Here is a 22,096-nt window from a genome sequence, read left to right on the forward strand (position 1 = left end):
CTCACTCAACCCACCACCTGTCTGGAGAAAGCGATGAATCCCCTCGAAGTGCTCGCCGGTATCGAAGCGCAAACGCTGCAGCCCTCGGCCCAGCGCACCGACAGCGAGGGACGCTTTCCACGAGAGACGATCCAGGCGCTGGGCCAGGCCGGCCTGCTCGGGCTGGTGTCGGCCACGTCGGTCGGCGGCCAGGGCCTGGGCCTGAAGGAAGCCGCGCAGGTGGTCTCTCGCATCGCGCAGACCTGCCCGTCCACCGCGATGGTCGTGTGCATGCACTACTGCGCCACGGCCGTGCTCGAACAGCAAGGCCCCGAGGCCGTGCGCCGCGCCATCGCCGAGGGCAAGCACCTCAGTACGCTGGCCTTTTCGGAAGCCGATTCGCGCAGCCACTTCTGGGCCCCCACCGGCACCGCCCGCGCAGATGGCGCGAACGTGGTGCTCGACGCCCGCAAGAGCTGGGTCACCTCCGCCTTCGAGGCCGACAGCTACGTGTGGTCGAGCAAGCCGCTCGCGGCCGAAGGCGCCAGCACGCTGTGGCTGGTCGATGCGAAGTCCGACGGCCTGAGCCAGCCCGGCCGCTTCGACGGACTGGGGCTGCGCGGCAACGCCTCCACGCCGATTACCGCGAAGGATGTGCGCATCGCGGCCAGCGCCCGGCTCGGTGAAGACGGCAAGGGCTTCGACGCCATGATGGGCGTGGTGCTGCCATGGTTCTCGGTGCTCAGCGCCGCCTGCTCGACGGGCCTGATGGAAGGCGCCCTGAGCCGTGCCATCGGCCATGTGAGCCAGACGAAGCACGTGCACCTCGATTCGTCGCTGGCCGACCTGCCGACCATTCGCGCCTACCTGGCACGTGCGCGCATCAAGACCGACATGGTGCAAACGCTACTCGACGACACGGTGGCGGCCATCGGCGCGAGCCGCCCCGACACCATGCTGCGCGTGCTCGAAGTGAAGGCGGCTGCCGCCGAAGCCGCGCTCGAAGTCACCGACATCGCCATGCGCGTATGCGGTGGCGCGGCCTTCCGCAAGGAGGCAGGCATCGAGCGACTGTTCCGCGATGCGCGCGCATCGAGCGTGATGGCGCCGACCTCCGACGTGTTATACGACTTCATCGGCAAGGCCATTACCGGCCTGCCGCTGTTCTGAAGGAGCCTCCTCATGCCGGAACCGACACTGATCATGGGCGCTGTGGCCTACGCGCCCAAGGTCGTCACCATCTGGGAGGGCTTCAAGACCTTCTTCGTGGAGAACGGCCTGCCCTTCGACTACGTGCTGTATTCGAACTACGAAAGCCAGGTCGAGGCGCAGTTCGATGGCACGCTGCACCTGGCGTGGAATTCGCCGCTGGCCTGGGTGCGGGCCGACCGCATCGCGCGCAGCCGCGGCCAGCAGGTGCAGGCCGTGGCGATGCGCGACACCGATTGCGATTTGCGCTCGGCCATCGTCGTGCGTGCCGACAGCCCGGTGCAGTCGCTGGCCGATCTGCGCGGCAAGACCGTCGGGCTGGGTGCGCTCGATTCGCCGCAGGCCACGCTGATCCCGCTCGACCACCTGCGCACCGAAGGCCTGGTGAAGTCGCGTGACTTCCAGGTGCGCTACTTCGACGTGCTGGGCGGCAAGCATGGCGACCACATCGGCGGCGAGCGCGATGCGGCCATCGCGCTGATGGCCGGCGAGGTCGACGCCTGCTGCCTGATCGACGGCAACCACCTGGCCTTCGGCCTCGACGGCACGCTGCCGTCGGGCAGCACGCGCGTGCTGGCGCGCACCGGGGCGTACGACCACTGCAACTTCACCACCAGCCCCGGCGCACCGGCCGCCTTGATCGACCGCTTCGTGTCGCTGCTGATGGCGATGCGCTGGGACGACCCGCAGGTGCGCCCACTGCTCGAACTCGAAGGCCTGCGCGAATGGCGCGCCGGACGCACCAGCGGCTACGCGCTGCTCGAGCGCGCGGTGGACGACGAGCATTTCTACGACGGCGATGGCCGCATCACCAACCCCGACTATCGATATTGAGTCGCTGGGCCTCGACCAGGGCGCCCTGCTGCTCATTCGCCGCGCGCTGGCTGAAAGGCCGGTGGGCGGCGAGCTGCGCGTGCGCGGGCAATCGCCGGACTGGCGGATGCACCTGGAAGCCTGGTGCCGCAGCCAGGGGCATCCGCTGCGTTTCGAGGCAACGGAAGAGGCTTTGGTCACGCGCGGCCCGCATGCCGAGGGCCGCTGGCTCGGCGCGCAATCGACCGGCGCCGCGCAGGGCGACGCCAACGGTGCGCCCGCCGAAGACGCCGCGCCCGGCTGGGGCCTGGCCGCGCGCGGCGCCACGGTGGAGGCCGGCAGCCCGCCCTTCTTCTTCGCCCTGCATCGCCGCGACGAAGTGTGGGCCGCGACGGCGGGCGAGCTCTACCGGCAGGCAGCAGCAGCCCAATGGGACCCGGGCACGGCCATCGACTGGGACGCGCCCTTCGACCTGTCGCCCGCCGTGGAAGCAGCGGTCGTGCAGGTGATGACCTATCTCATCGAAAACGAGAATGCCGCGCTGCTGGTGCCGGCGCGCCACCTCGGGCAGATCCATCCGCATTTCCGCGAGGTGCTGCAGTTGCTCGCGCTGCAATGCGCGGACGAAGCGCGGCACGTCGAAGTCTTCACGCGCCGCGCCACGCTGCGCGGCCACCAGCCTGCGCTGTCGACCGCCGGTGGTCAGGCCTCGCTGCGCACGCTGTTCGATGCGCCCGATTTCTCCGTCGCCACCTTCCTGCTGGCCGTGCTCGGCGAGGGCAGCTTCGTGAACCTGCTCAACTTTCTGCATGCGCATGCGCCCGACCCGGTGACGCGGCAGATCGCAAGGCTCACGGCGCGCGACGAGGCACGCCACGTCGCCTTCGGCATGGCGCATCTCGAATACCGGCTCTCGGTGCAGCCCGACTACCAGGCGCGGCTGCGCAACGCCATCGAGGTGCGCTACGACACGCTGGCCAGCACTGCGGGCCTCAACGAGGAGGTGTTCGACGCGCTGGTGCTGCTGGCGGCCGGCGAACTCTCGCCTACTGCCGTCGCACGCGGCCACGCGGCCGTGCAGCAGCTGCAGCGCGACATGGCAGCCGGACGGCGCTCGCGTCTCGCACGGCTGGGCTTCGACCGTGACGAGGCGCAGCGGCTGTCCGAGCTGCACACCCGCAACTTCATGTGACGACGCCCCCACGATGATCATCGGCACCGCAGGCCACATCGACCACGGCAAGACCACGCTGGTGCGCGCGCTCACCGGCGTCGACACCGACCGGCTGCCCGAGGAAAAGCGCCGCGGCATTTCCATCGAGCTGGGCTACGCGTACCTGCATGCGCCCGATGGCGTGTCGCTCGGCTTCGTCGACGTGCCCGGCCACGAGCGCCTGCTGCACACCATGCTGGCCGGTGCGACCGGCATCGACCACGCACTGCTGGTGGTGGCCGCCGACGACGGCGTGATGCCGCAGACGCGCGAGCATCTGGCGGTGGTGGCGCTGCTGGGCGTGCGCGAGGCGACGGTGGCCATCACCAAGATCGACCGCATCGACGAGGCCGTGCGCGAAGCACGGCTCGCCGAGGTACGCGCGGACATCGCCACGCTGCTCGCGCCAACGCCGCTCGCGCAGGCGCCCATGCTGGCCGTGTCGGCGACGACCGGCGAAGGCATCGATGCGTTGCGGGAGCGGCTGCTCGACGTGGCGCGCCAGGAGCACGCGCGCGAAGACGACCTGGCGTTTCGCCTCGCCGTCGACCGCGCCTTCACGCTGTCGGGCGTCGGCACCGTGGTCACAGGCACGGTCTTCAGCGGCACGGTGCGCATCGGCGACGAACTGCGCGTGGTGCCCGGCGACCGCACGGTGCGCGTGCGCGGCATCCATGCGCAGAACCAGAAGGCCGAATCGGCGCGCGCGGGCCAGCGCTGTGCGCTGGCGTTGGCCGGCGTCACCAAGGACGAGATGCATCGCGGCGACTGGATCTGCACACCGTCCATCGCGCTTGCCACCGACCGCATCGACGTGCTCCTCACGCTGTGGCCCGACGAGGCCAAGCCTCTGCGCTCAGGCGCGACGGTGCACGCGCACCTCGGCGCGAGCGATGTGATGGCGTCTGTCGCGCTGCTCGACCGCGATGCGCTCGCGCCCGGCGAGACGGCATTTGCACAGCTGGTGCTGCGGGAAGCAGTCGGCGCATGGCATGGCGACCGCGGTGTGTTGCGCGATGCCTCTGCCACGCGCACCGTGGCCGGCGTGCGCGTGCTCGATCCGTTCGCGCCGGTGCGCTACCGCCGCACGCCCGAGCGCCTGCGCACGCTGGCGGCCTGGGCCATCGACGACCGCGATGCGCGCGTGGCCGCGCTGCTGCACAACGCGCCGCTGGGCGTCGACATTGCACGGATGGCGCGCGCTCTCTCGCTGGCCGACGAAGGTGCGATGCCGCTGCCCGGCGACGCCGTGCGCATCGACCACACGGCCATCGCGCAAACGCATCTGGACATGCTTGAAGAACAGATCACCGGGCGCCTCGCGGACTTCCATCGCACCGCGCCAGACGAAGTCGGCCCCGATGCGCGCCGCCTCAAGCGGCTGGCCGGGCCACGCGCGGACGATGCGCTCTGGCGCCATGCGCTCGATGCGCTGGTCGCGCGCGGTGCGCTGGTGCGCAGCGGCACCTGGCTGCATCTGCCGGACCATGCGGCACGCCTCGGCGAAGCAGAACAGAAGCTCGCACAGAAGCTATTGCCCAGGCTGGCCGATGGCGGCTTCGATCCGCCATGGGTGCGCGATCTTGCGAAGGACTGCGCGGTGAGCGAGCCGATGGTGCGGCAGACGCTCGCGAGTCTCGCGCGGCGTGGCGAGACCTTTCAGGTGGTGAAGGACTTGTACTATCCGTTGGCGACCATCGAGCGGTTGGCGGCGTTGGCGCGCGATTGCCTCGATGGTCCTGAAGGCTTGCAGGCCGCGAGTTTTCGCGATGCGGCGGGATTGGGACGCAAGCGCGCAATCCAGTTGCTCGAATTTTTTGACCGTGTGGGCTATACGCGGCGCGTGAAGGACACGCACCTGCTGCGGCCCGATACGACGTTGTTCGGGGCGAGGCCTTGAACGACAAGAGTCATGGGAGGGGATCGTCCCTGGTGGGGCGGCTGGGCTTCAAACCCAGTGGGTGGCGCCAGTCGTCGCCGGGAAGGTTCGACTCCTTCCCCCTTCCGCCGTCGAGCGGGCATTCGCCTGCTGCGCGGTCCGATCTTGCACCTGCGATGCTCGACGTACCCATGTACGTCTGCGCTTCTCGGCGCAAGCTCGAACCGCTCGCGACGGCGACTGCCCACTCGACGAGTCGGCATAGGACCGCTCTGTCAGGGCACCACGCGCAGCGAGGGCTCACCGGCCTCTACACGACCAATGACCGCCGCTTGCGCAAAGCCTTCGTCGCGGAAGATCTTCAGCACGGCATCGACCGCTTCGGGCGCGCAGCTCACGAGCAAGCCGCCCGAGGTCTGCGGATCGCTCAGCAGGTTCTGCGCGGTGGCATGCAGGCCGGCGGCCAGCTCCACGTCGGCGCCGTAGCCGGCCCAGTTGCGCCCCGAGGCACCGGTGACCATGCCCTCGGCGGCCATCACCACCACGTTGTCGAGCAGCGGCACCTTCGACCATTCGATCATCGCCTTGAGCTTCGCGCCGCGCGCCAGTTCGAGCGTGTGGCCAGCGAGGCCGAAACCCGTCACGTCGGTCAGCGCATGCACGCCGTCGAGCGCCGCGAGCGCGATGCCGGGCGTGTTAAGCTTCGTCGTGTTCTCGATCAGCTGGCGATAGCCGGTCTCGGAGAGCTGTTCTTTCTTGAGCGCGGCCGACAGCACGCCAACGCCCAGCGGCTTGCCCAGCACCAGCACGTCGCCCGCCTTCGCATCGGCATTGCGCCGCACGCGGTCGGGGTGCACGAGGCCCATGGCGACGAGCCCGTAGATCGGTTCGACCGAATCGATGGTGTGGCCGCCGGCAATCGGGATGCCGGCTGCGCGGCACACGTCCTGCCCGCCGCGCACGATCTCGGCGATGACTTCCACAGGCAGCTGGTTGATCGGCATGGCCACCAGGGCCAGCGCCATGATCGGGCGCCCGCCCATCGCGTACACGTCGCTGATCGCGTTGGTCGCGGCGATGCGGCCGAACTCGTAGGGGTCGTCCACGATGGGCATGAAGAAGTCGGTGGTGGCGATCAGCGCCTGCTGGTCGTTGAGCCTGTAGACCGCCGCGTCGTCGGCGGTCTCGATGCCCACCATGAGCTCGGGCGGGATCATGCCGCCCGCATGGTTCTTGAGGATCTGCGACAGCACGCCGGGCGCGATCTTGCAGCCGCAGCCGCCACCATGCGAAAAGCTCGTGAGGCGCAAAGGCGCGAGCGGGTTCATGAGCGTTGGGTTCATGGGCCGATTATCGAAGCGGCCCTGCTTTCTACAATCCCGTCCTTTCCTTTCCCACACCCGCTGCACGTTTTCGAGGCACATCCATGAAGAAGACTCTCACCCAGGTGGCGCTCGCGCTGGCCTTTTCCGCCGCCAGCTTCGGCGCCCTCGCCCAGGGCGTGCTGCGCGTCTCGGCCATTCCCGACGAAGCCCCCACCGAGCTGCAGCGCAAGTTCACACCGCTGGGCGACTACCTCAAGAAGGAAACCGGCATGGACGTGCAGTTCACGCCCGTGACCGACTACGCCGCCGTGGTCGAAGGCCTGGCCACCAACAAGATCGACCTGGCCTGGCTCGGAGGCTTCACCTTCGTGCAGGCACGCATTCGCACCAACGGCGGCGCGGTACCGATCGTGCAGCGCGCGGAAGACGAGGTGTTCACCAGCAAGTTCATCGTGCCGGTCGACAGCACCGCCAAGACGCTGGCCGACCTGAAGGGCAAGACCTTCGCCTTCGGCGCGCCCTCGTCCACCTCGGGCAGCCTGATGCCGCGCTACTTCCTGCTGCAGGCCGGCATCAACCCCGAGAAGGACTTCAAGACGGTCGCCTTCTCGGGCGCGCACGACGCCACGGTGGCCTTCGTGGCCGCATCGCGCGCCGAGGCAGGCGTGCTCAACGCATCGGTGTGGGACAAGCTGGTCGAGTCGAAGAACCCCAACGCCGCCAAGGTGCGCGTGCTGGCAACCACGCCGACCTACTACGACTACAACTGGACGGTGCGCCCGGGGCTCGATCCGGCCATTACCAAGAAGCTGACCGACGCGTTCCTGAAGCTCGACCCGGCCAACCCGGCGCAGAAGGAAATCATGGCACTGCAGCGGGCTAGCAAATTCATTCCGACCAAGTCGTCGAACTACGACGGCATCGAGACGGCGGGCAAGTCGGCTGGCCTGATCAAGTGAGTTTGCGCGGATGAGTTTTTCGCTGGAAGGCGCGGGTGTCGTGCACCCCAATGGCCAGCGAGCGCTGGCCGGGGTGACGCTGGCCGCGCACGACGGCGAACGCATCGCCGTCATCGGGCCCTCGGGCGCCGGCAAGACCACGCTGCTGCGCGTGCTCGGCGCGGCGCTGCGGCCCACGGAGGGCGAGGTTCAGGCCTTGGGCGCCAGGCCTTGGCAATTGCCAGCCGCGGCGCTGAAGAAGCTGCGCGCCCGCATCGGCACCGTGCACCAGTCGCCGCCGATTGCGCCGCGCCTGCGCGTGGTCACAGCCGTGCTCGCGGGTCGGCTCGGCGAGTGGTCGACACTGCGCGCGCTGGGCTCGCTCTTCCATCCCTCGGACATTGCCGGTGCGCACGAAGTGCTGTCGCGCCTGTCGCTGGAAGACCGCCTGTTCGACCGCTGCGACCGCCTTTCGGGCGGCCAGCTGCAGCGCGTGGGCATTGCGCGGGCCCTGTATCAGCGCCCCGCCCTGCTGCTGGCCGATGAGCCCGTGTCCGCGCTGGACCCCACGCTGGCCGACGCCGCCATCGGCCAGCTTGTCGCGCAAAGCGAATCGACGGGTGCCACGCTGATGGCCTCGCTGCATGCGGTGGACCTCGCGCTGCGCTGGTTTCCGCGCATTGTCGGCATGCGCAACGGGCAGGTGATGTTCGATCTGCCCGCCGCGCAAGTAACAGCCGCGATGCTCGACGCGCTCTATGCGAGCGAAGGCGGCATCGCAACGCAGCGGCCGCAGTCGGCAAGTGCGGCAATGGAAGCGGCTTTCCATCGGCCGGACTGCCCTTGACGAGCACCGCCATCGCCCACCGCGACCCGCACGCCGCGCGCCGGCTGGCTGGATGCGTCGCCGCGCTCGTCATCGCATGGCCGATGTTGGCGCTGTCCGAATTCAAGCCGTGGGCGCTGTTCGCCGGCGGCAACCTCGCGGTCATCGGCGGCTTCCTGGCGGGCTTCTTTCCACCCGACGGCTCGGCCGCCTTTCTCGCGCTGCTCTTCAAGGCCACGCTCGAAACGCTGGCGATGGCCACGGCCGGCACCGCGCTGGCGTTGCTGATCGGCGCGCCACTGGGCTTCGTGACGACACGCGTTCTCTCCATCTCGCGCATTGGCCCAGGCCCCGGCCGCGTGCAGGCGGGCATCGTGCGGCAGGCCGCGCGCTGGCTGCTGATGGTGCTGCGGGCGATTCCCGAAATTGTCTGGGCTCTGCTCTTCGTGCGCGCGCTCGGGCTCGGCCCCGCCGCGGGCGTGCTGGCGCTGGCCATCACCTACGGCGGCATGCTGGGCAAGGTCTACGCCGAGATCCTCGAATCGACCGACACACGCCCCGCGCGAGCCCTGCTCGAAAGCGGCAGCGGCCGGCTCGCGGCGCTTTGCTATGGGCTGCTGCCGAACACGGCGCAGGAACTGGCCTCGTACACCGTGTACCGCTGGGAATGCGCGGTGCGTGCGTCGGTGGTGATGGGCTTCGTCGGCGCAGGCGGACTGGGGCAGTTGATGGACCAGTCGATGAAGATGCTCAACGGCGGCGAGGCCAGCAGCATCCTGCTGGTGTTCCTGGCGCTCGTGCTGCTGGCCGACCTGCTGAGCAATGCGTTGCGCAGGCTGCTGGCATGACGACGATGCTGCCCCCACGCCCGCCGCCTTGCTGGCGTTGCCGCATTGCCCTGCTGCTGATCGGTGTGGCGGTGATTGCGAGCTTTGTCTACCTGGGCATCGATTACCGCGCGCTGGGCTCGTCGGAGTCGCTGCGGCTCATGGGCAAGTTCATCGCCGAGTTCTTCCCGCCCGATGTGTCGCCCGAGTTTCTCTCCAAGGTCGGCAATGGCGCGTTGCAGACGCTGGCCGTGTCTGCCCTTGGCACGGTGCTGGCGGCCATCGCGGGCGCGGTGCTCGCGTTGCCGGCCTCGGGCCGCGCCGGCTGGCTGCCGCGCCATGTGGCGCGCTTCGTCCTGAACTTCCTGCGCAGCGTGCCCGAACTCGTGTGGGCCGCGCTGATGGTGCTCGCCGCCGGCATCGGCCCTTTCGCTGGCGCGCTGGCACTGTCGCTGCACACCACCGGCGTGCTGGGCCGCCTGTTTGCCGAAGCGCTGGAAAACGCCCCGCGCGAACCCGAGCACGCGCTGACGCTCTCGGGCGCCAACCCCGTCACCACCTTCAGCTACGCCAGCCTGCCCATCGTGCTGCCGCAGTGGGTTGCCTACGCGCTCTACCGCTGGGAGATGAACATCCGCATGGCAGCAGTGCTGGGCTTCGTGGGCGGCGGCGGGCTGGGGCAGCTGCTGTACTTCCACCTGTCGATCTTCCAGCAGCAGCAGGCGATGACGGTGCTGATCGCGATGTTCGTGCTGGTCACGCTGGTGGACTTTGCGAGCGCTCGCTTGCGCCGTGGCCTTGGACCTGCATACGCCTGACTACCCGACAATCGGGGGCATGAGGTTCCTGCCATGAGTCATCGCCAGCCCGTGCGGGTCGGCGACCGCCACGCCTTCGATACGCTGATCGACGCCCGCTCCCCGGCCGAGTTCGCGCTCGACCACATCCCCGGCGCCATCAACTGCCCCGTGCTCGACGACGAGGAGCGCCGCATCGTCGGCACCGTCTACGTGCAGACCGGCGCCTTCGAGGCGCGACGCATCGGCGGCGCGATGGTCGCGGCCAACATCGCACGGCATCTGCGCGACACGCTGGCCGACCGGCCCGAGAACTGGAAGCCGCTGGTCTACTGCTGGCGCGGCGGCATGCGCAGCGGCTCGATGGTCACGTGGCTGCGCCTCGTCGGCTGGGACGCGCAGCAGCTCGCCGGCGGCTACAAGAGCTTTCGCCGGCACGTGATCTCGCAGATCGACACGCTGACCCCGAAGCTCGACCTGCGCGTGATCTGCGGCGCTACCGGCAGCGCCAAGACCCGCGTGCTGCACGCGCTGGCCGCGCGCGGCGCGCAGGTGCTCGACCTGGAAGATTTCGCCAGCCACAAGGGCTCGCTGCTCGGCTCGCTGCCGGGTGTGGCGCAGCCTTCGCAGAAGCACTTCGAGACGCTGATCGCGGCGGTACTCGAAACCGTCGACCTCTCGCGCCCGCTGTATGTAGAGGGCGAGAGCATCCGCATCGGGCGGCTGTCGCTGCCGTTGTCGCTGGTGGCGCGGATGCGGGCGGCGCCGTGCATCGAGGTGGCAGCCACGCCCGACGCGCGGCTGGCTTATCTGCTGCGCGACTACGCCTACCTGGGCGACGACCGCGAGGCACTGGCCGACAAGATGGGCGTGCTGAAGGAAATGCAGGGGAAGGAGACGGTGGCGCGCTGGCAGCAGTGGGCGCATGAGGCGGATCTACCGCATCTGTTTGCGGAGCTGATGGCGCTGCATTACGACCCGCATTACCAGAAGTCGCAGGAGCTGCACTTCAGGGCATGGGCTCAGCGCAAGAGCGTGGCGGCGGGCGATCTGTCGGATCAGGGGATCGAGGCGGTTGCTGATGCCGTGCTGGCGCTCGAAAAGGGTGCGAGTCCATCGGCATAGAGCACACCGCGCGGCGCGCGGCACAGCCCCCAGAAGCGAAGGCCGCAGAGCTCGGCCATGCGCACCCCCATCGAGGTTGGCGCAGAAATGGTCGCCATCGCAGCGATGCCCAGGCGCGCGCACTTGCGCACGAGCTCGTGACTGCCTCGGCTGGACATCAGCACGAAGCCCGGTTCTTCGAGGCGCCCTGCCAGCGCGAGCTTGCCGAGCAGCTTGTCGAGCGCGTTGTGGCGGCCGACGTCTTCCATCAGGTCGGTGAGTTCACCGCCGACCGTGGCCCATGCTGCGGCATGGATCGCGCCGGCTTCGGCGTTGAGGACTTGGCGCGGCGACATGGCTGCGAAGGCGCGCAGCACCGTCGCCAGGTCGACGCGTTCGATCCAGTCGCGTTGCGGCACGCGCTGCGGCGAGAGATCGAGCCCCGCGAAGCTCTCGACGCCGCACACTCCGCAGCCGGTACGGCCGGCAAGGCTGCGGCGGCGGTCTTTCAGGCGTTCGAAGCTGCGGGTGGAAATTTCGAGCTGCACCTCGATGCCGGGCATGCCTTCGGGCAATCCGGCATCGGAGGCGTCGACCGTATGCACTTCAATGCCGCGGCAATCGGCGGCGGTATCGAGGATGCCTTCGCTCAGCGCGAAGCCGAGCGCGAAGGCTTCGAGGTCTTGCGGCGTGGCCATCATCACCGCGTGCGAGACGCCATTGAACACCAGCGCGACCGGCACCTCGGCCGCCAGGGTGTCGTCGCGCACCACGCCTTCGGGCCCAACGCCGCGCTCGCCGAAGACGTGTACGGCATGCCGGGAGAGCGGTGGCAGGGTGTCTTCGGAATCGGCGAGGTCTGGCTGCGACATGGTGGCTCCGGGTGGGCCTGCCATTGTCGGCTCAGTCTCCCATTTCGTCTTCAGGGGGCAGCGTTTGCACCTGCGCCCGTCCGGGCTCCTGGAGGTGTGCGACCCAGCGGCCATCCTGCTGCTCCACGCGCACCCAGCCGGGGCCGCGCACGCCGCCGATGGCCGCATCGCCCATCAGCGTGAGCCGGCGCATCAGCACACTTGCGCCCTGCCCGAGCCGTTTGCCGAGGCGCGGCAGCGAAACGCCAGCGTCGTCCGGCGCCTGCGCGAGCATGCGCAGGATCGCCACGGAAAGGTCGTCCTGGAGCAAGGCGCTCATCTGATCGCCTGCGCAGCGGCCCGGTGGCTCATGCAGCCACCATCCCGTCCGCCTGGTCCTCCGCCAGCTTCTGGATCGGCAGCTCGTGCGGCACCAGCACCACGGGAATCGACTTGGAGGTCGGCGTGCCCGCGTTCTCGGCCACCGACGACAGCGGCACCAGCGGATTGGTCTCGGGGTAGTAGGCTGCGATGTTGCCGCGCGGGATGTCGTAGGCCACCAGCTTGAAGCGGTCGGCGCGGCGCTCCTGGCCGTCGTTCCACACGGTCTGGATGTCGACCCAGTCGCCGTCCTTCATGCCGAGCTTGTGGATGTCTTCCTTGTTGATGAACACCACGCGGCGCTGGCCGAACACGCCGCGGTAGCGGTCGTCCATGCCGTAGATGGTGGTGTTGTACTGGTCGTGCGAACGCGTGGTCAGCAGCGTGAAGACGATGGTGTCGCCCTTCTTCGCGAAGCGCGCGCGGGCGCGGTGCGAATGGGTGTCCAGCGGCACGGCGTGCGTGAAGAACACGGCCTTCTTCGACGCGGTGTTCCACACGCGCTCGCTTGCGGTGTTGCGCAGGCGGAAGCCACCGGGGTGCGCCACGCGCGTGTTGAAGTCCTTGAAGTCGTCGAACACGGCTTCGATCTTGTCGCGGATGCGTGCGTAGTCTTCGACGAGCCACAGCCACGGCGTCTTGCTGCGCGCGCCGATGGTGGCGGCCGCAAGCTGCGCCACGATGGCCGGCTCCGACAGCAGGTGCTGCGACGCAGGCGGGTTGATGCCCATCGAGATGTGCACCATGCTCATCGAGTCTTCCACCGTCACGCCCTGCGGGCCGGCAGCCTGCATGTCGATCTCGGTGCGGCCCAGGCAAGGCAGTATCAGCGCCTCGCGCCCGTGGACCACGTGGCTGCGGTTGAGCTTGGTGGTCACGTGCACCGTCAGGTCGCACTGCTGCAGCGCCTTCCAGGTCTGGTAGGTGTCGGGCGTGGCGGCCGCAAAGTTGCCGCCGAGCGCGAAGAACACCTTGCCCTTGCCCTCGAGCATGAGCCGGATGGCCTCGACCGTGTCGACGCCGTTCTGCCGCGGCGGCTCGAAGTCGAACACCTTCTGCAGGCGGTCGAGCAGCGCTGCCGGCGGCTTTTCCCAGATGCCCATGGTGCGGTCGCCCTGCACGTTGCTGTGGCCGCGCACCGGGCATGCACCCGCGCCTTCGCGGCCCATGTGGCCGCACAGCATGAGCCAGTTGCCGATCATCTGGATGGTGGCGACCGAATGCTGGTGCTGCGTGATGCCCATGCCCCAGCAGGCGATGACCCGCTTGGCGCCCAGGTACACATCGGCCGCGGCGCGGATCTGCGCTTCGCTCAGGCCCGACTCCTGCACCAGGATGTCCCACGACTCGGCGCGCAGATCAGCCGCCAGCGCCTCGAAGCCGGTGGTGTGGGTGGCGATGAATTCATGGTCGAGCACCGAAGGCTCGCCGCGCGCGACCGCTTCGTCTTCGCGCTCGATGACGTGCTTCATCATCCCCTTGATGACGGAGAAGTCGCCGCCCACGCGCAGCTGGAAGTAGTGCGTGCTGATGGGCGTGGAGCCCATGGTCGCCATCTCGAGCTTGTCCTGCGGGTCGGCAAAGCGCTCCAGTCCGCGCTCGCGCAGCGGGTTGAAGCTCACGATGCGCGCGCCGCGCCTGGAAGCCGAGCGCAACTCGCCGAGCATGCGCGGATGGTTGGTGCCGGGGTTCTGGCCGAAGATGAAGATCGCGTCGGCCTTCTCGAAGTCGTCGAGCGTGACCGTGCCCTTGCCCACGCCGAACTGCGGACGCATGCCGCTGCCGCTGGGCTCGTGGCACATGTTCGAGCAATCGGGAAAATTGTTGGTGCCGTACTCGCGCACGAACAGCTGGTACAGAAAGGCCGCCTCGTTGCTCGCACGGCCCGAGGTGTAGAAGATGGCCTGGTTCGGGTCGGGCAGCGCGTTCAGATGCTTCGCGATGCGCGCGAAGGCATCGTCCCATTCGATGGGCACGTATTTGTCGCTGGTCGCGTCGTAGGCCATGGGGTGCGTGAGGCGGCCCTGGTCTTCAAGCCAGAAGTCGCTTTGCTCAGCGAGTTCGGCCACGGTGTGCTTTGCGAACAGCTCGGGACCGGCGCGGCGCGCGGTGGCTTCGGCGGCCACGGCCTTGACGCCGTTCTCGCAGAACTCGAAGGTCGAGGCGTGGTTGCGGTCGGGCCAGGCGCAGCCGGGGCAGTCGAAACCGTCGGGCTGGTTGGCCGACAGCAGCGTCTTCGCGCCCTTGATGGGAATGTCCTGCCGCAACAGCGCGGCCGTCACGCTGCGCAGTGCGCCCCAACCGCCCGCAGGGCCCTTGTAAAACTCGATCTTCTGCTCACTGCTCATGCCGGCGAGTGTTCGCCGTGGGCCTGCGGAGCGTCAAATTGAATCGGGACATGCGGCGATTCAAAAAGGAAATGAAGCGGGGTCTCAGGCGCCTCGCGTGTCTTGCATCAGCAGCCCGCGCAGCTTGCTGCGCAGCGGCGTCTCTTCAACAGCCTGCACGCCAGCGATATCGCGCAGCGCAAAGTCACGGCTTTCTGCGTTGTGCAGGTCGATCTCGCGCACCACCTGCCCATCCTTGTAGACGAAGGCCACGTCGGCCAGCGCGAGCACGTCCTCGATGTCGTGCGTGATCATCAGCACCGGAATGCCCCACTGCCTGCGTACCTGCGCGAGCTCGTTGCGCAATTCCGCGCGCAGCATGGGGTTGAGCGCGGCAAAGGGCTCGTCGAGCAGCAGCACCTGCGGCTCGCAGGCCAGCGCGCGCGCGAGCGCCACGCGCTGCTGCTGGCCGCCCGACAGGTTCTGCGGCCGGCTGTCGGCCAATGCCGCGAGGCCGAAGCTTTCGAGCAGGGCGTGCACGCGTTCGGCGTCTTTCGCGGCCGGCTTGCGGCGGTGCCATGCGGTCAGCCCGAAGGCCACGTTCTCGCGCACGCTCAGGTGCGGGAACAGCGCGTAGTCCTGGAACAGGTAGCCGATGCGCCGCGCCGGCGCGGGCACGTCGATGCCCTGGGCCGAGTCGTACAGCGTGCGGCCGTCGAGCCGCACGTGGCCCGACGAAGGATGCAGCAGGCCGGCAATGGCCTGCAAGGTCAGCGACTTGCCCGCACCCGAGGGGCCGTAGAGCGCGGCAAAGGGCACGTCCGTCGCGAAACGCACCGCCAGATCGAAGCGCCGACGGCCGTCGGCCACCGTGAGCTTCAGATCGACATCGATCATGGCTTGCCGAATCCGTAGCGCGTGAGCACTTCCTGCGCGGCAGGCGTCGAGAGGAAGGCGATGAAGTCGCCGGCCAGCGCTTTCTGCTTGCTCTCGGCGACCACGGCGATGGGGTAGGTCACGGGTGTGTGGCCGGTGGGCGTGAAGGCGATCTTCACCTTGTCGCCGGCCACGGCCGCGTCGGTGCGGTAGACGAAACCGGCCTCGACTTCGCCACGGCTCACGTAGTCGAGCACCTGGCGCACGCTGTCGGCCTGCACGAACTTGGGTTCGAGCGTGGTCCAGAGGTTGGCGTTGTCCAGCACCTGCTTGGTGTAGCGGCCGACCGGCACGGTGGCGACCTTGCCGACGGCGATCTTCTTCACGTTGGCGCCGCCCAGGTCCTGCAGCGTCTTGAGGCCCACGCCTTCCTTGGCGGGCTCGATCAGCACCAGGCTGTTGGTGACGAAGTCCTTGCGCGTGGCGGCGTCGATCGCCTTTTGCTCGACGCCGCGGTTCATCGTTTCCTGGTCGGCGCTGGCGAACACGTCCACCGGTGCGCCCTGGCCGATCTGCTGCAGCAGCACGCCCGAGGCCGCGAAATTGAAGCGCACCGTGGCACCCGTCTTGGCAGCCTCGAACTTGGGGCCGATTTCCTTGAATGCGTCGGTCAGGCTGGCAGCGGCGGACACGGTGATCTGCTGGGCGCCCGCAACCAGCGGCAAGGCGAGTGCAAGAACCAACGACAGAAAGCGAAACGGACGCATGGGCAACTCCAGATTATTGAAAATGAAATCAGCGAAGAGAGAAGAAGCGGTTCGACAGCACCAGCACGGTGATCGACAGCAGCGAAGTCACGATGACCAGCAGCAGCGCAAGGTCGTCGTGCCCTGCCTGCACCGCGTCATAGATGGCCATCGAAAGCGTCTGCGTCTGCTTGGGGATGGAGCCGGCCACCATCAGCGACGCGCCAAATTCGCCCATGGCGCGCGCGAACGCGAGCAGCGTGCCGGCCAGGATGCCGGGCCAGGCCAGCGGCAGCGTGACGCGCAGGAAAACCGAAAACGGCGACTGCCGCAGCGTGCTTGCCGCCGCTTCGAGCGAGCGGTCGACGCCCGAAAACGCCGCGCTGGCCGACTTGAGCACCAGCGGCAGCGCAACCACGGCCGAGGCCACGACGGCGCCGTGCCAGCTGAAGATGATGGTGTAGTCGAGGTGCTCGCGCAGCCACGCGCCCAGCGGGCTGCGGCGCCCAGCCGCCACGAGAATCGCGTAGCCGATCACCGTGGGCGGCAGCACCAGCGGCAGCATGAACACGGCCTCGAGCACGGTGGCGCCGAAGAACTTCTTGCGTGCGAACACCCAGCCCAGCGCCACGCCGACGATCAGCGCCAGCAGGGTCGCCACGGCGGCGACCTTGAGCGACAGCACCAGCGGAAACCAGTCGGTCGAAGCGATGAGCGAGTTCGTCGTGTTCATGAAAATACGGCGAGATTGTTACACGATGAGCCCTAAGGTTCTCACGGGGGTGCGCAAAGCCATGAGTCTTCATATACTGAGGAATACAGCGTAGGAGACATCCCACCCATGCGCCCTTCCATCCACGACACCGTTGTTCGCTCGATCTCCGGCCGGCCGGAGCTTCGCCACCATGTGACGCAGGTGCAGGAATGGCGCATCGAGCGCACCATGGATGCAGAAGGCTTCGTGCTGTCCATCACCGGCCCCGATGGCGCGAGCCAGTCCTTCTTCGTGGCAACGGCCGACGCCGGCGACATCGGCGAGGTGCTGCGCCGCCAGGCGGTGTGGGTCGACCACCGGGAGCAGTGACGCGCATGTGGAGGCACATGACGGGTGCGGAGCGCATCCTCGAAGTTTTGCTGACGCGGCGCTCGGTGTCGCCGCGTCGCCTGCAGCCGCCCGGCCCCAACCCCGATGAACTCGACGCGATCCTCCAGGCCGGCCTGCGCGCGCCCGACCATGGCGGCCTGCATCCGTGGCGCGTGATCGAGTTCCGCCCGCAGAACCGCGAAGCGCTGGCCTGGTGCTTCGAGCAGGAAAAACTGCGGCGCGATCCACTGGCCAGCCCCGCCGACCTGAAGCGCGCACGCGAACATGCCACTCGGCCGCCGCTGCTGCTGGGTTTCGTGGTGTCGCCGCGCGAACGCAGCAAGATCCCGGCGCGCGAACAGTGGCTGAGCGCGGGCGCGGCGCTCGGCAATCTGCTGAGCGCCGCGCACCAGCTGGGCTATGGCGCCATCGTGCTGAGCGGCGAACGCTGCTTCGACGAAACGCTGGCGCGGCAGGTAGGCGTGCTGCCGGGCGAATACCTCGCGGGCTTCATCAGCATGGGCAGCATCGGCGAAGCACCGCCGCAGGCGCGCGAGGTGCTGTCGCAGAGCGTGTGGTCGTGCTGGCAAGGCTGGCAGGACCCGCCGGAAGGCACCCCGCCCGATCAGCCCATCCTGCCGTCGGAGCGGGTGCGCGGCAGTTGATCGAGCCTGGCGCCGAACCAGCCGATGCGGTCGGTCTCGCGCACGTCGAACTTCGGCACATAGGGCTTGATGTCGAGCACGGGCGTGCCGTCCATCATGTCGTTGCCGCTGAAGTGCAGCGTGGTGCCCTCCACCGAGGTGAGCCGCACGATCGACAGGCCCAGCCGGTTCGGCCTTGCGGGCGCGCGCGTGGCGAAGACGCCGTGCAATGCGTTGTCCAGAAAGGGCACCACCTCCAGGCGCTCGTGTGCGCACTGGTGCAGGTGGGTGACGAGGATCAGGTAGTCGAAGCCTTCGATGTCGCGCAGGCCCGGCGCGAACTCGGCGAACACTTCGACGCGCCCCGTTTCTTCGGGTGCGCCGGCCGTCTGGATCGGCATGCCGGTGGCCTCCGTGAAGCGGCTGCGCACCAGGCCGACCGGGCGGCAGACGACATCGGCGGCCTCGGAGCTCATGGCGCCAGCAGGCGCGTCAGCGCACGAATGTCGGCCGCCGTGGCAAGGCGCGCCGCGTTCTCGATGGCCCGGTAGTGCTTGACGATTTCCTCGCCCACCGGCGTCAGCGCCGTGCCGCCGCCGCGCGAGCCGCCGGCGGCGGTGTTCACGGCCGGCGAGGCCAGCGACTGGTTCATCTCGTCGATCAGCATCCAGGCCCGGCGATACGACATGCCCAGCAGCCGGGCGGCCGCCGAGATCGAGCCGGTCTCGGCCACGGCTTCGAGCACGGCGATCTTGCCGGGGCCGATGGCGATGGTGTCGTCCCGGTAGACGCGCAGACGGAACTGGACTTTGGATTTCATGTTGGCGCCAAGCGTAAACCAATGCGGGCCGCCATTGTCCGCCCGCGTTGGGCGGCCGTCGCCATGCAAGAATGAATACGACGCTACCCGCCTTGGGGAAACGAGGAGTTCCAGTGAAAGACCGCACCCTGTTCCTGTTGTCCCTGTTGACCGTGCTCGCAGGTTGTGCCGGCGGCAGCCCACAGACAGGCGCCATGACGCCGCACGTTACGGCCGCCACCAACGAAGGCATCTCGCCCTCCTTCACCGTCTCGGGCATCGTCGGCAAGCGCGCCACCTTCGACCTCGCAGCCCTGCAGGCTCAGCCCGCCGTCACGCTGACTGTCGGCAGCAACACCTACACCGGCGTGAGCCTGTGGACCCTGCTGAACGATGCGTCGGTCGGCCTCAAGCCGGACACCGCGGTGCGCAACCCGGTGCTCTCGATGTATGCGGTGGTGGTCGGCAGCGACGGCTACCGTGCGGTGGTCTCGCTCGCGGAGATCGCACCCGAATCCGGCAACCGCATGGCGCTGGTTGCCTACAGCCTGAACGGCACGCCGCTGGGTCGCAACGGCATGGCGCGGCTGGTGGTAGCCGGCGATGTGAAGCCGGGCCGTTCGGTGGCCCGGCTGGCGGCGATCGAAGTGTTCGCCGCACAGCCCTCGGGCCGCTGATCGCTCGGAGGATCAGCCGAAGAACTTGGCCGCGCTGATCAGGGTCTTGTAGACACCCCAGGCCAGCGGAATACCCACCGCCACCCAGGCCAGCGCCACCACCGCCGGGCTCACCGTATCGGCACGGCCCGAGCCGCTGCCCACTTCGGCTGCCGAAGCTTTCTCGTGCGCCAGCTTCTTCTCGATGGCCAGTTCGTCGTCGGTCATGAAGTGCTTGTCGGCCACCGGGCGCACCAGCAGGTTGGCGATGAAGCCGATCACCAGCATGCCCACGAGGATGTACATGGTCTGGTTGTAGACCTGCTCGCGCGGCAGGCCCAGGCCCAGCTGGTATTCGCGCATGTAGTTCACGACCACCGGGCCGAGGATGCCGGCCGTGGCCCACGCCGTGAGCAGGCGGCCGTGGATGGCGCCCACGAACTGCGTGCCGAACAGGTCGGCCAGGTAGGCCGGCACCGTGGCGAAGCCGCCGCCGTACATCGACACGATCACGCAGCAGGCGCCCACGAACAGCAGCTTGCTGCCCGCGCCGGCCGACGAGGGAATGCTCGCGTACAGGATGCCGCCGAGCACGAAGAACACCGTGTAGGTGAGCTTGCGGCCCAGCTTGTCCGACAGGCTGGCCCACACGAAGCGCCCGCCGATGTTGAACAGCGACAGCAGCGCCGTGAAGCCGCCCGCCACCACTGCGATGGCCGCGAGCTGGGTCTTGTCGAGCTGGCCGTACTTGGCCGGCAGGTCGATCAGCGCGCCGCCGAACACTTCCTGCAGCATGGGAGAAGCCATGCCGATCACGCCGATGCCGGCGCTCACGTTCATGCACAGCACCAGCCACACGAGCCAGAACTGCGGAATGCCCCAGACCTTTTTCACGTGCACGTGGCGCTGCGTGATCATGGTGTTGGTGGTCTGCGCCGGGGGCGGGGTCCAGCCTTCAGGCTTCCAGCCCGAGGGCGGCACGCGGTAACCCAGCGCGCCGGCCATCATGAACACGAAGTAGCCCAGCGCCATGACCACGAAGGTCTGCATCACGCCCACGTCGGTGGCGGTGCTGAAGCGCTTCATCAGGTCGACCGCCAGCGGCGAACCGATCATCGCGCCGCCGCCGAAGCCCATGATGGCCATGCCGGTCGCCATGCCGCGGCGGTCGGGGAACCACTTGATCAGCGTGCTTACCGGCGAGATGTAGCCCAGCCCCAGGCCGATGCCGCCGATCACGCCCGAGCCGAGGATCATCAGCCAGAACTGGTGCAGGTGGATGCCCACCGCCGACAGCAGCATGCCGCCGCACCAGCACAGCGCCGACACCACGCCGGCCTTGCGCGGGCCCGCGCGTTCGAGCCAGCCGCCCCACAGGGCTGCCGAGCAGCCGAGGAAGACGAAGAACAGGGTGTACATCCAGCCGAGCGTGGCCACGCGCCAGTCGCAATTGGTGGCGAAGAGCTCGGCGAAGAAGCTCATGTCCTTGGCGCAAGCTTGTGCGCCGGTGCCGGCAGTGCCGAGCGCCTTCGACAGCGGCAGCCAGAACACCGAGAAGCCGTACGCCATGCCAATGCACAGATGAATGGCCAATGCAGCCGGCGGAACCAGCCAGCGATTGAAGCCGGGGCCCGCGATGATGCGTTCTTTTTCCAGGAAGCCGGGTTGCGTCTGCGCCCCTCCCCCAACGACGCGTTCTCCATCGAGAACGCCTGCAGATGAACCTGCCATATTTCTCCTTGTTCGCCGGATGTGTAAGTTATTGCTAATCCGGGTCGCGGAGTGTGAGCTAACGGTTAAATTTCCGTCAAATTCGATCAGGGCATGGCCTGATTCAATAACTAAATGATTAGGCCTTTGGTTCCTGTCATTCGCCGAGCGCGCCGCTGTGCTGCTGCAACTGCTCCTGCCACTCGGGCGTCTGCAGAAAGGCCAGTGCCGCTTCGAGCGCGCGCGAGACGCGCACGCCGTCCTGCGTCATGAAGCCGATGGGCGTGCGCACGTCCGGCGCCATCAGCGGCAGCGCTTCCAGCTCGCGATGGCTTCGCACGGCCGCGACCATGCCGCCGGGCAGCACGCTGTTGACCGTGCCCGCGCTCACCGCCAGCGCCAGCGCGAGCACCGAATTGGTCTCGATGGCGGGCATCACAGGCACGCCGGCTTCGCGCAGCGCCTGGTCGACGATGGCGCGGTTGTGCATGTCGGACGTGAGCAGGCACAGCGGCAGCTTGCCCGCCTCGGCCCACGAGATGGGCTCGCCGATGCGCAGTTCATCGGTCGAGGCCTTCTTCGCGCGGCGCAGCAGGAAGTAGTGCTCGATGCTCTGTGGCCAGGCCGTGAGCTTGATGCCGGGCAGGTGCATGCGCTCGGTGTAGCCCAGCGCGAGGTCGATCGACAGGCTTTCGAGTCCCGTCTCCAGGTCCTGCGAACTCATCGACAGCACGGCCGGCACGATGCCCGGGTGCCGCTGCTGCAGCATGGCCGCAAAGCGCGAGAGCATCGGTATCGCCGTGGGCACTGCGGCCATGCGCAGGCGGCCGTGCGGGTTGTCCACGTCGCTGCGCAGTTCCTGCAGCAGCACTTCGTTGTCGCGCAGCATGCGTTGCGCCGTGGCGAGCACTCGTTCGCCTTCGTGCGTGAGGCCGACATACACGCGGGCACGCTTGACGATGACGACGCCGAACTCGGTCTCCAGCGCGCGCAGTGCATTCGACAGCGCAGGCTGCGTGATGTGGCAGGCCTGCGCCGCCCGGCCGAAGTGCTTGTGCTCGTTCAGCGCTACCAAGTAGCGCATCGAGGCGAGCAGGTTCATCGAGACGCCG

General features: G+C 68.2%; 23 protein-coding genes and 1 tRNA gene. 13 read left to right on the forward strand and 11 right to left on the reverse strand.

What is annotated here, in order from left to right; all coding sequences use genetic code 11:
- The first annotated feature begins 33 nt into the window (after positions 1–33).
- The 5 genes from BLV60_RS25100 (at position 34) to BLV60_RS25120 (ending at position 5,221) form a co-directional block, all read left to right on the forward strand.
- Positions 34–1,149, forward strand: a complete 1,116-nt coding sequence (locus tag BLV60_RS25100; protein WP_093057999.1) for an acyl-CoA dehydrogenase family protein — start codon at positions 34–36, stop codon at positions 1,147–1,149.
- 12 nt (positions 1,150–1,161) lie between these two features.
- A complete protein-coding gene (locus tag BLV60_RS25105; protein WP_093058000.1) occupies positions 1,162–2,022 on the forward strand; it encodes a phosphate/phosphite/phosphonate ABC transporter substrate-binding protein in 861 nt (286 codons plus the stop codon).
- Positions 1,988–3,193 (forward strand): ferritin-like domain-containing protein, encoded by a 1,206-nt coding sequence (locus BLV60_RS25110; RefSeq protein WP_093058001.1) that lies wholly within the window; start codon positions 1,988–1,990, stop codon positions 3,191–3,193. Before BLV60_RS25105 ends, BLV60_RS25110 begins: the two co-directional genes overlap by 35 nt.
- Positions 3,194–3,206: 13 nt before the next feature.
- Complete coding sequence (gene selB, locus BLV60_RS25115; RefSeq protein WP_093058002.1) at positions 3,207–5,114, forward strand: selenocysteine-specific translation elongation factor; 1,908 nt, start codon at positions 3,207–3,209, stop codon at positions 5,112–5,114.
- Between the two features lie 14 nt (positions 5,115–5,128).
- Positions 5,129–5,221: transfer RNA gene (locus BLV60_RS25120), tRNA-Sec, on the forward strand.
- 147 nt (positions 5,222–5,368) lie between these two features.
- Here the strand turns inward: BLV60_RS25120 and selD are convergent.
- Positions 5,369–6,436 carry a selenide, water dikinase SelD gene (gene selD, locus BLV60_RS25125; protein WP_256329572.1) on the reverse strand — a complete coding sequence of 356 codons (1,068 nt, stop codon included), beginning with the start codon at positions 6,434–6,436 and terminating at the stop codon, positions 5,369–5,371.
- An 83-nt stretch (positions 6,437–6,519) separates the two neighbouring features.
- Between selD and BLV60_RS25130 the strand changes: the two genes are divergently transcribed.
- The 5 genes from BLV60_RS25130 to mnmH are packed head-to-tail and all read left to right on the forward strand — an operon-like array spanning position 6,520 to position 10,931.
- Positions 6,520–7,377 carry a putative selenate ABC transporter substrate-binding protein gene (locus tag BLV60_RS25130; protein WP_093058003.1) on the forward strand — a complete coding sequence of 286 codons (858 nt, stop codon included), beginning with the start codon at positions 6,520–6,522 and terminating at the stop codon, positions 7,375–7,377.
- Between the two features lie 10 nt (positions 7,378–7,387).
- Complete coding sequence (locus BLV60_RS25135) at positions 7,388–8,203, forward strand: phosphonate ABC transporter ATP-binding protein (protein ID WP_093058004.1); 816 nt, start codon at positions 7,388–7,390, stop codon at positions 8,201–8,203.
- Entirely contained in the window at positions 8,200–9,030 is an 831-nt protein-coding gene (locus BLV60_RS25140; RefSeq protein WP_093058005.1) for a PhnE/PtxC family ABC transporter permease, read from the forward strand. Before BLV60_RS25135 ends, BLV60_RS25140 begins: the two co-directional genes overlap by 4 nt.
- Positions 9,027–9,827 (forward strand): phosphonate ABC transporter, permease protein PhnE, encoded by an 801-nt coding sequence (phnE, locus tag BLV60_RS25145; RefSeq protein WP_093058006.1) that lies wholly within the window; start codon positions 9,027–9,029, stop codon positions 9,825–9,827. Before BLV60_RS25140 ends, phnE begins: the two co-directional genes overlap by 4 nt.
- 33 nt (positions 9,828–9,860) lie before the next feature.
- Positions 9,861–10,931, forward strand: coding sequence for a tRNA 2-selenouridine(34) synthase MnmH (gene mnmH / locus BLV60_RS25150; protein ID WP_093058007.1), 1,071 nt, complete (start codon positions 9,861–9,863; stop codon positions 10,929–10,931).
- On the opposite strand, the gene fdhD is transcribed toward mnmH, so the two are convergent.
- The 6 genes from fdhD to modB form a co-directional block, all read right to left on the reverse strand.
- Entirely contained in the window at positions 10,865–11,782 is a 918-nt protein-coding gene (gene fdhD, locus BLV60_RS25155) for a formate dehydrogenase accessory sulfurtransferase FdhD (protein WP_093058008.1), read from the reverse strand. The genes mnmH and fdhD overlap by 67 nt on opposite strands.
- Before the next feature lie 31 nt (positions 11,783–11,813).
- Positions 11,814–12,101, reverse strand: coding sequence for a hypothetical protein (locus tag BLV60_RS25160; protein WP_093058009.1), 288 nt, complete (start codon positions 12,099–12,101; stop codon positions 11,814–11,816).
- A gap of 28 nt (positions 12,102–12,129) precedes the next feature.
- A complete protein-coding gene (locus BLV60_RS25165; RefSeq protein ID WP_093058010.1) occupies positions 12,130–14,490 on the reverse strand; it encodes an FdhF/YdeP family oxidoreductase in 2,361 nt (786 codons plus the stop codon).
- A gap of 84 nt (positions 14,491–14,574) precedes the next feature.
- Positions 14,575–15,366 carry an ABC transporter ATP-binding protein gene (locus BLV60_RS25170; RefSeq protein WP_093058011.1) on the reverse strand — a complete coding sequence of 264 codons (792 nt, stop codon included), beginning with the start codon at positions 15,364–15,366 and terminating at the stop codon, positions 14,575–14,577.
- On the reverse strand, positions 15,363–16,112 hold the full coding sequence (modA, locus tag BLV60_RS25175) for a molybdate ABC transporter substrate-binding protein (protein WP_093058012.1): 750 nt from the start codon (positions 16,110–16,112) through the stop codon (positions 15,363–15,365). The genes BLV60_RS25170 and modA overlap by 4 nt, the downstream gene beginning before the upstream one ends.
- A gap of 28 nt (positions 16,113–16,140) precedes the next feature.
- A complete protein-coding gene (modB, locus tag BLV60_RS25180) occupies positions 16,141–16,824 on the reverse strand; it encodes a molybdate ABC transporter permease subunit (RefSeq protein WP_093058013.1) in 684 nt (227 codons plus the stop codon).
- 108 nt (positions 16,825–16,932) lie between these two features.
- Here modB and BLV60_RS25185 point away from each other — a divergent pair, with 108 nt between their 5' ends.
- On the forward strand, positions 16,933–17,175 hold the full coding sequence (locus tag BLV60_RS25185) for a hypothetical protein (protein ID WP_093058014.1): 243 nt from the start codon (positions 16,933–16,935) through the stop codon (positions 17,173–17,175).
- A 17-nt stretch (positions 17,176–17,192) separates the two neighbouring features.
- Positions 17,193–17,840 carry a nitroreductase family protein gene (locus BLV60_RS25190; protein WP_256329573.1) on the forward strand — a complete coding sequence of 216 codons (648 nt, stop codon included), beginning with the start codon at positions 17,193–17,195 and terminating at the stop codon, positions 17,838–17,840.
- Here BLV60_RS25190 and tsaA read toward each other — a convergent pair.
- Together tsaA and BLV60_RS25200 are read right to left on the reverse strand one after the other, a co-directional pair.
- Complete coding sequence (tsaA, locus tag BLV60_RS25195) at positions 17,801–18,295, reverse strand: tRNA (N6-threonylcarbamoyladenosine(37)-N6)-methyltransferase TrmO (protein WP_093058015.1); 495 nt, start codon at positions 18,293–18,295, stop codon at positions 17,801–17,803. The genes BLV60_RS25190 and tsaA overlap by 40 nt on opposite strands.
- Positions 18,292–18,639, reverse strand: coding sequence for a winged helix-turn-helix domain-containing protein (locus BLV60_RS25200; RefSeq protein ID WP_093058016.1), 348 nt, complete (start codon positions 18,637–18,639; stop codon positions 18,292–18,294). The genes tsaA and BLV60_RS25200 overlap by 4 nt, the downstream gene beginning before the upstream one ends.
- Positions 18,640–18,752: 113 nt before the next feature.
- Between BLV60_RS25200 and BLV60_RS25205 the strand changes: the two genes are divergently transcribed.
- Positions 18,753–19,295 (forward strand): molybdopterin-dependent oxidoreductase, encoded by a 543-nt coding sequence (locus BLV60_RS25205; protein ID WP_143042636.1) that lies wholly within the window; start codon positions 18,753–18,755, stop codon positions 19,293–19,295.
- A gap of 12 nt (positions 19,296–19,307) precedes the next feature.
- Here the strand turns inward: BLV60_RS25205 and BLV60_RS25210 are convergent, their stop codons facing one another.
- Both BLV60_RS25210 and BLV60_RS25215 read right to left on the reverse strand, forming a co-directional pair.
- On the reverse strand, positions 19,308–21,005 hold the full coding sequence (locus BLV60_RS25210) for an OFA family MFS transporter (RefSeq protein WP_093058018.1): 1,698 nt from the start codon (positions 21,003–21,005) through the stop codon (positions 19,308–19,310).
- Between the two features lie 136 nt (positions 21,006–21,141).
- The gene (locus tag BLV60_RS25215; RefSeq protein ID WP_093058019.1) at positions 21,142–22,086 is read right to left on the reverse strand and encodes a LysR family transcriptional regulator; all 945 of its coding nucleotides are present in this window, start codon (positions 22,084–22,086) and stop codon (positions 21,142–21,144) included.
- Between the last annotated feature and the right edge of the window lie 10 nt (positions 22,087–22,096).

Source organism: Variovorax sp. YR634 (assembly GCF_900106655.1).
Classification (GTDB): Bacteria; Pseudomonadota; Gammaproteobacteria; order Burkholderiales; family Burkholderiaceae_C; genus Variovorax.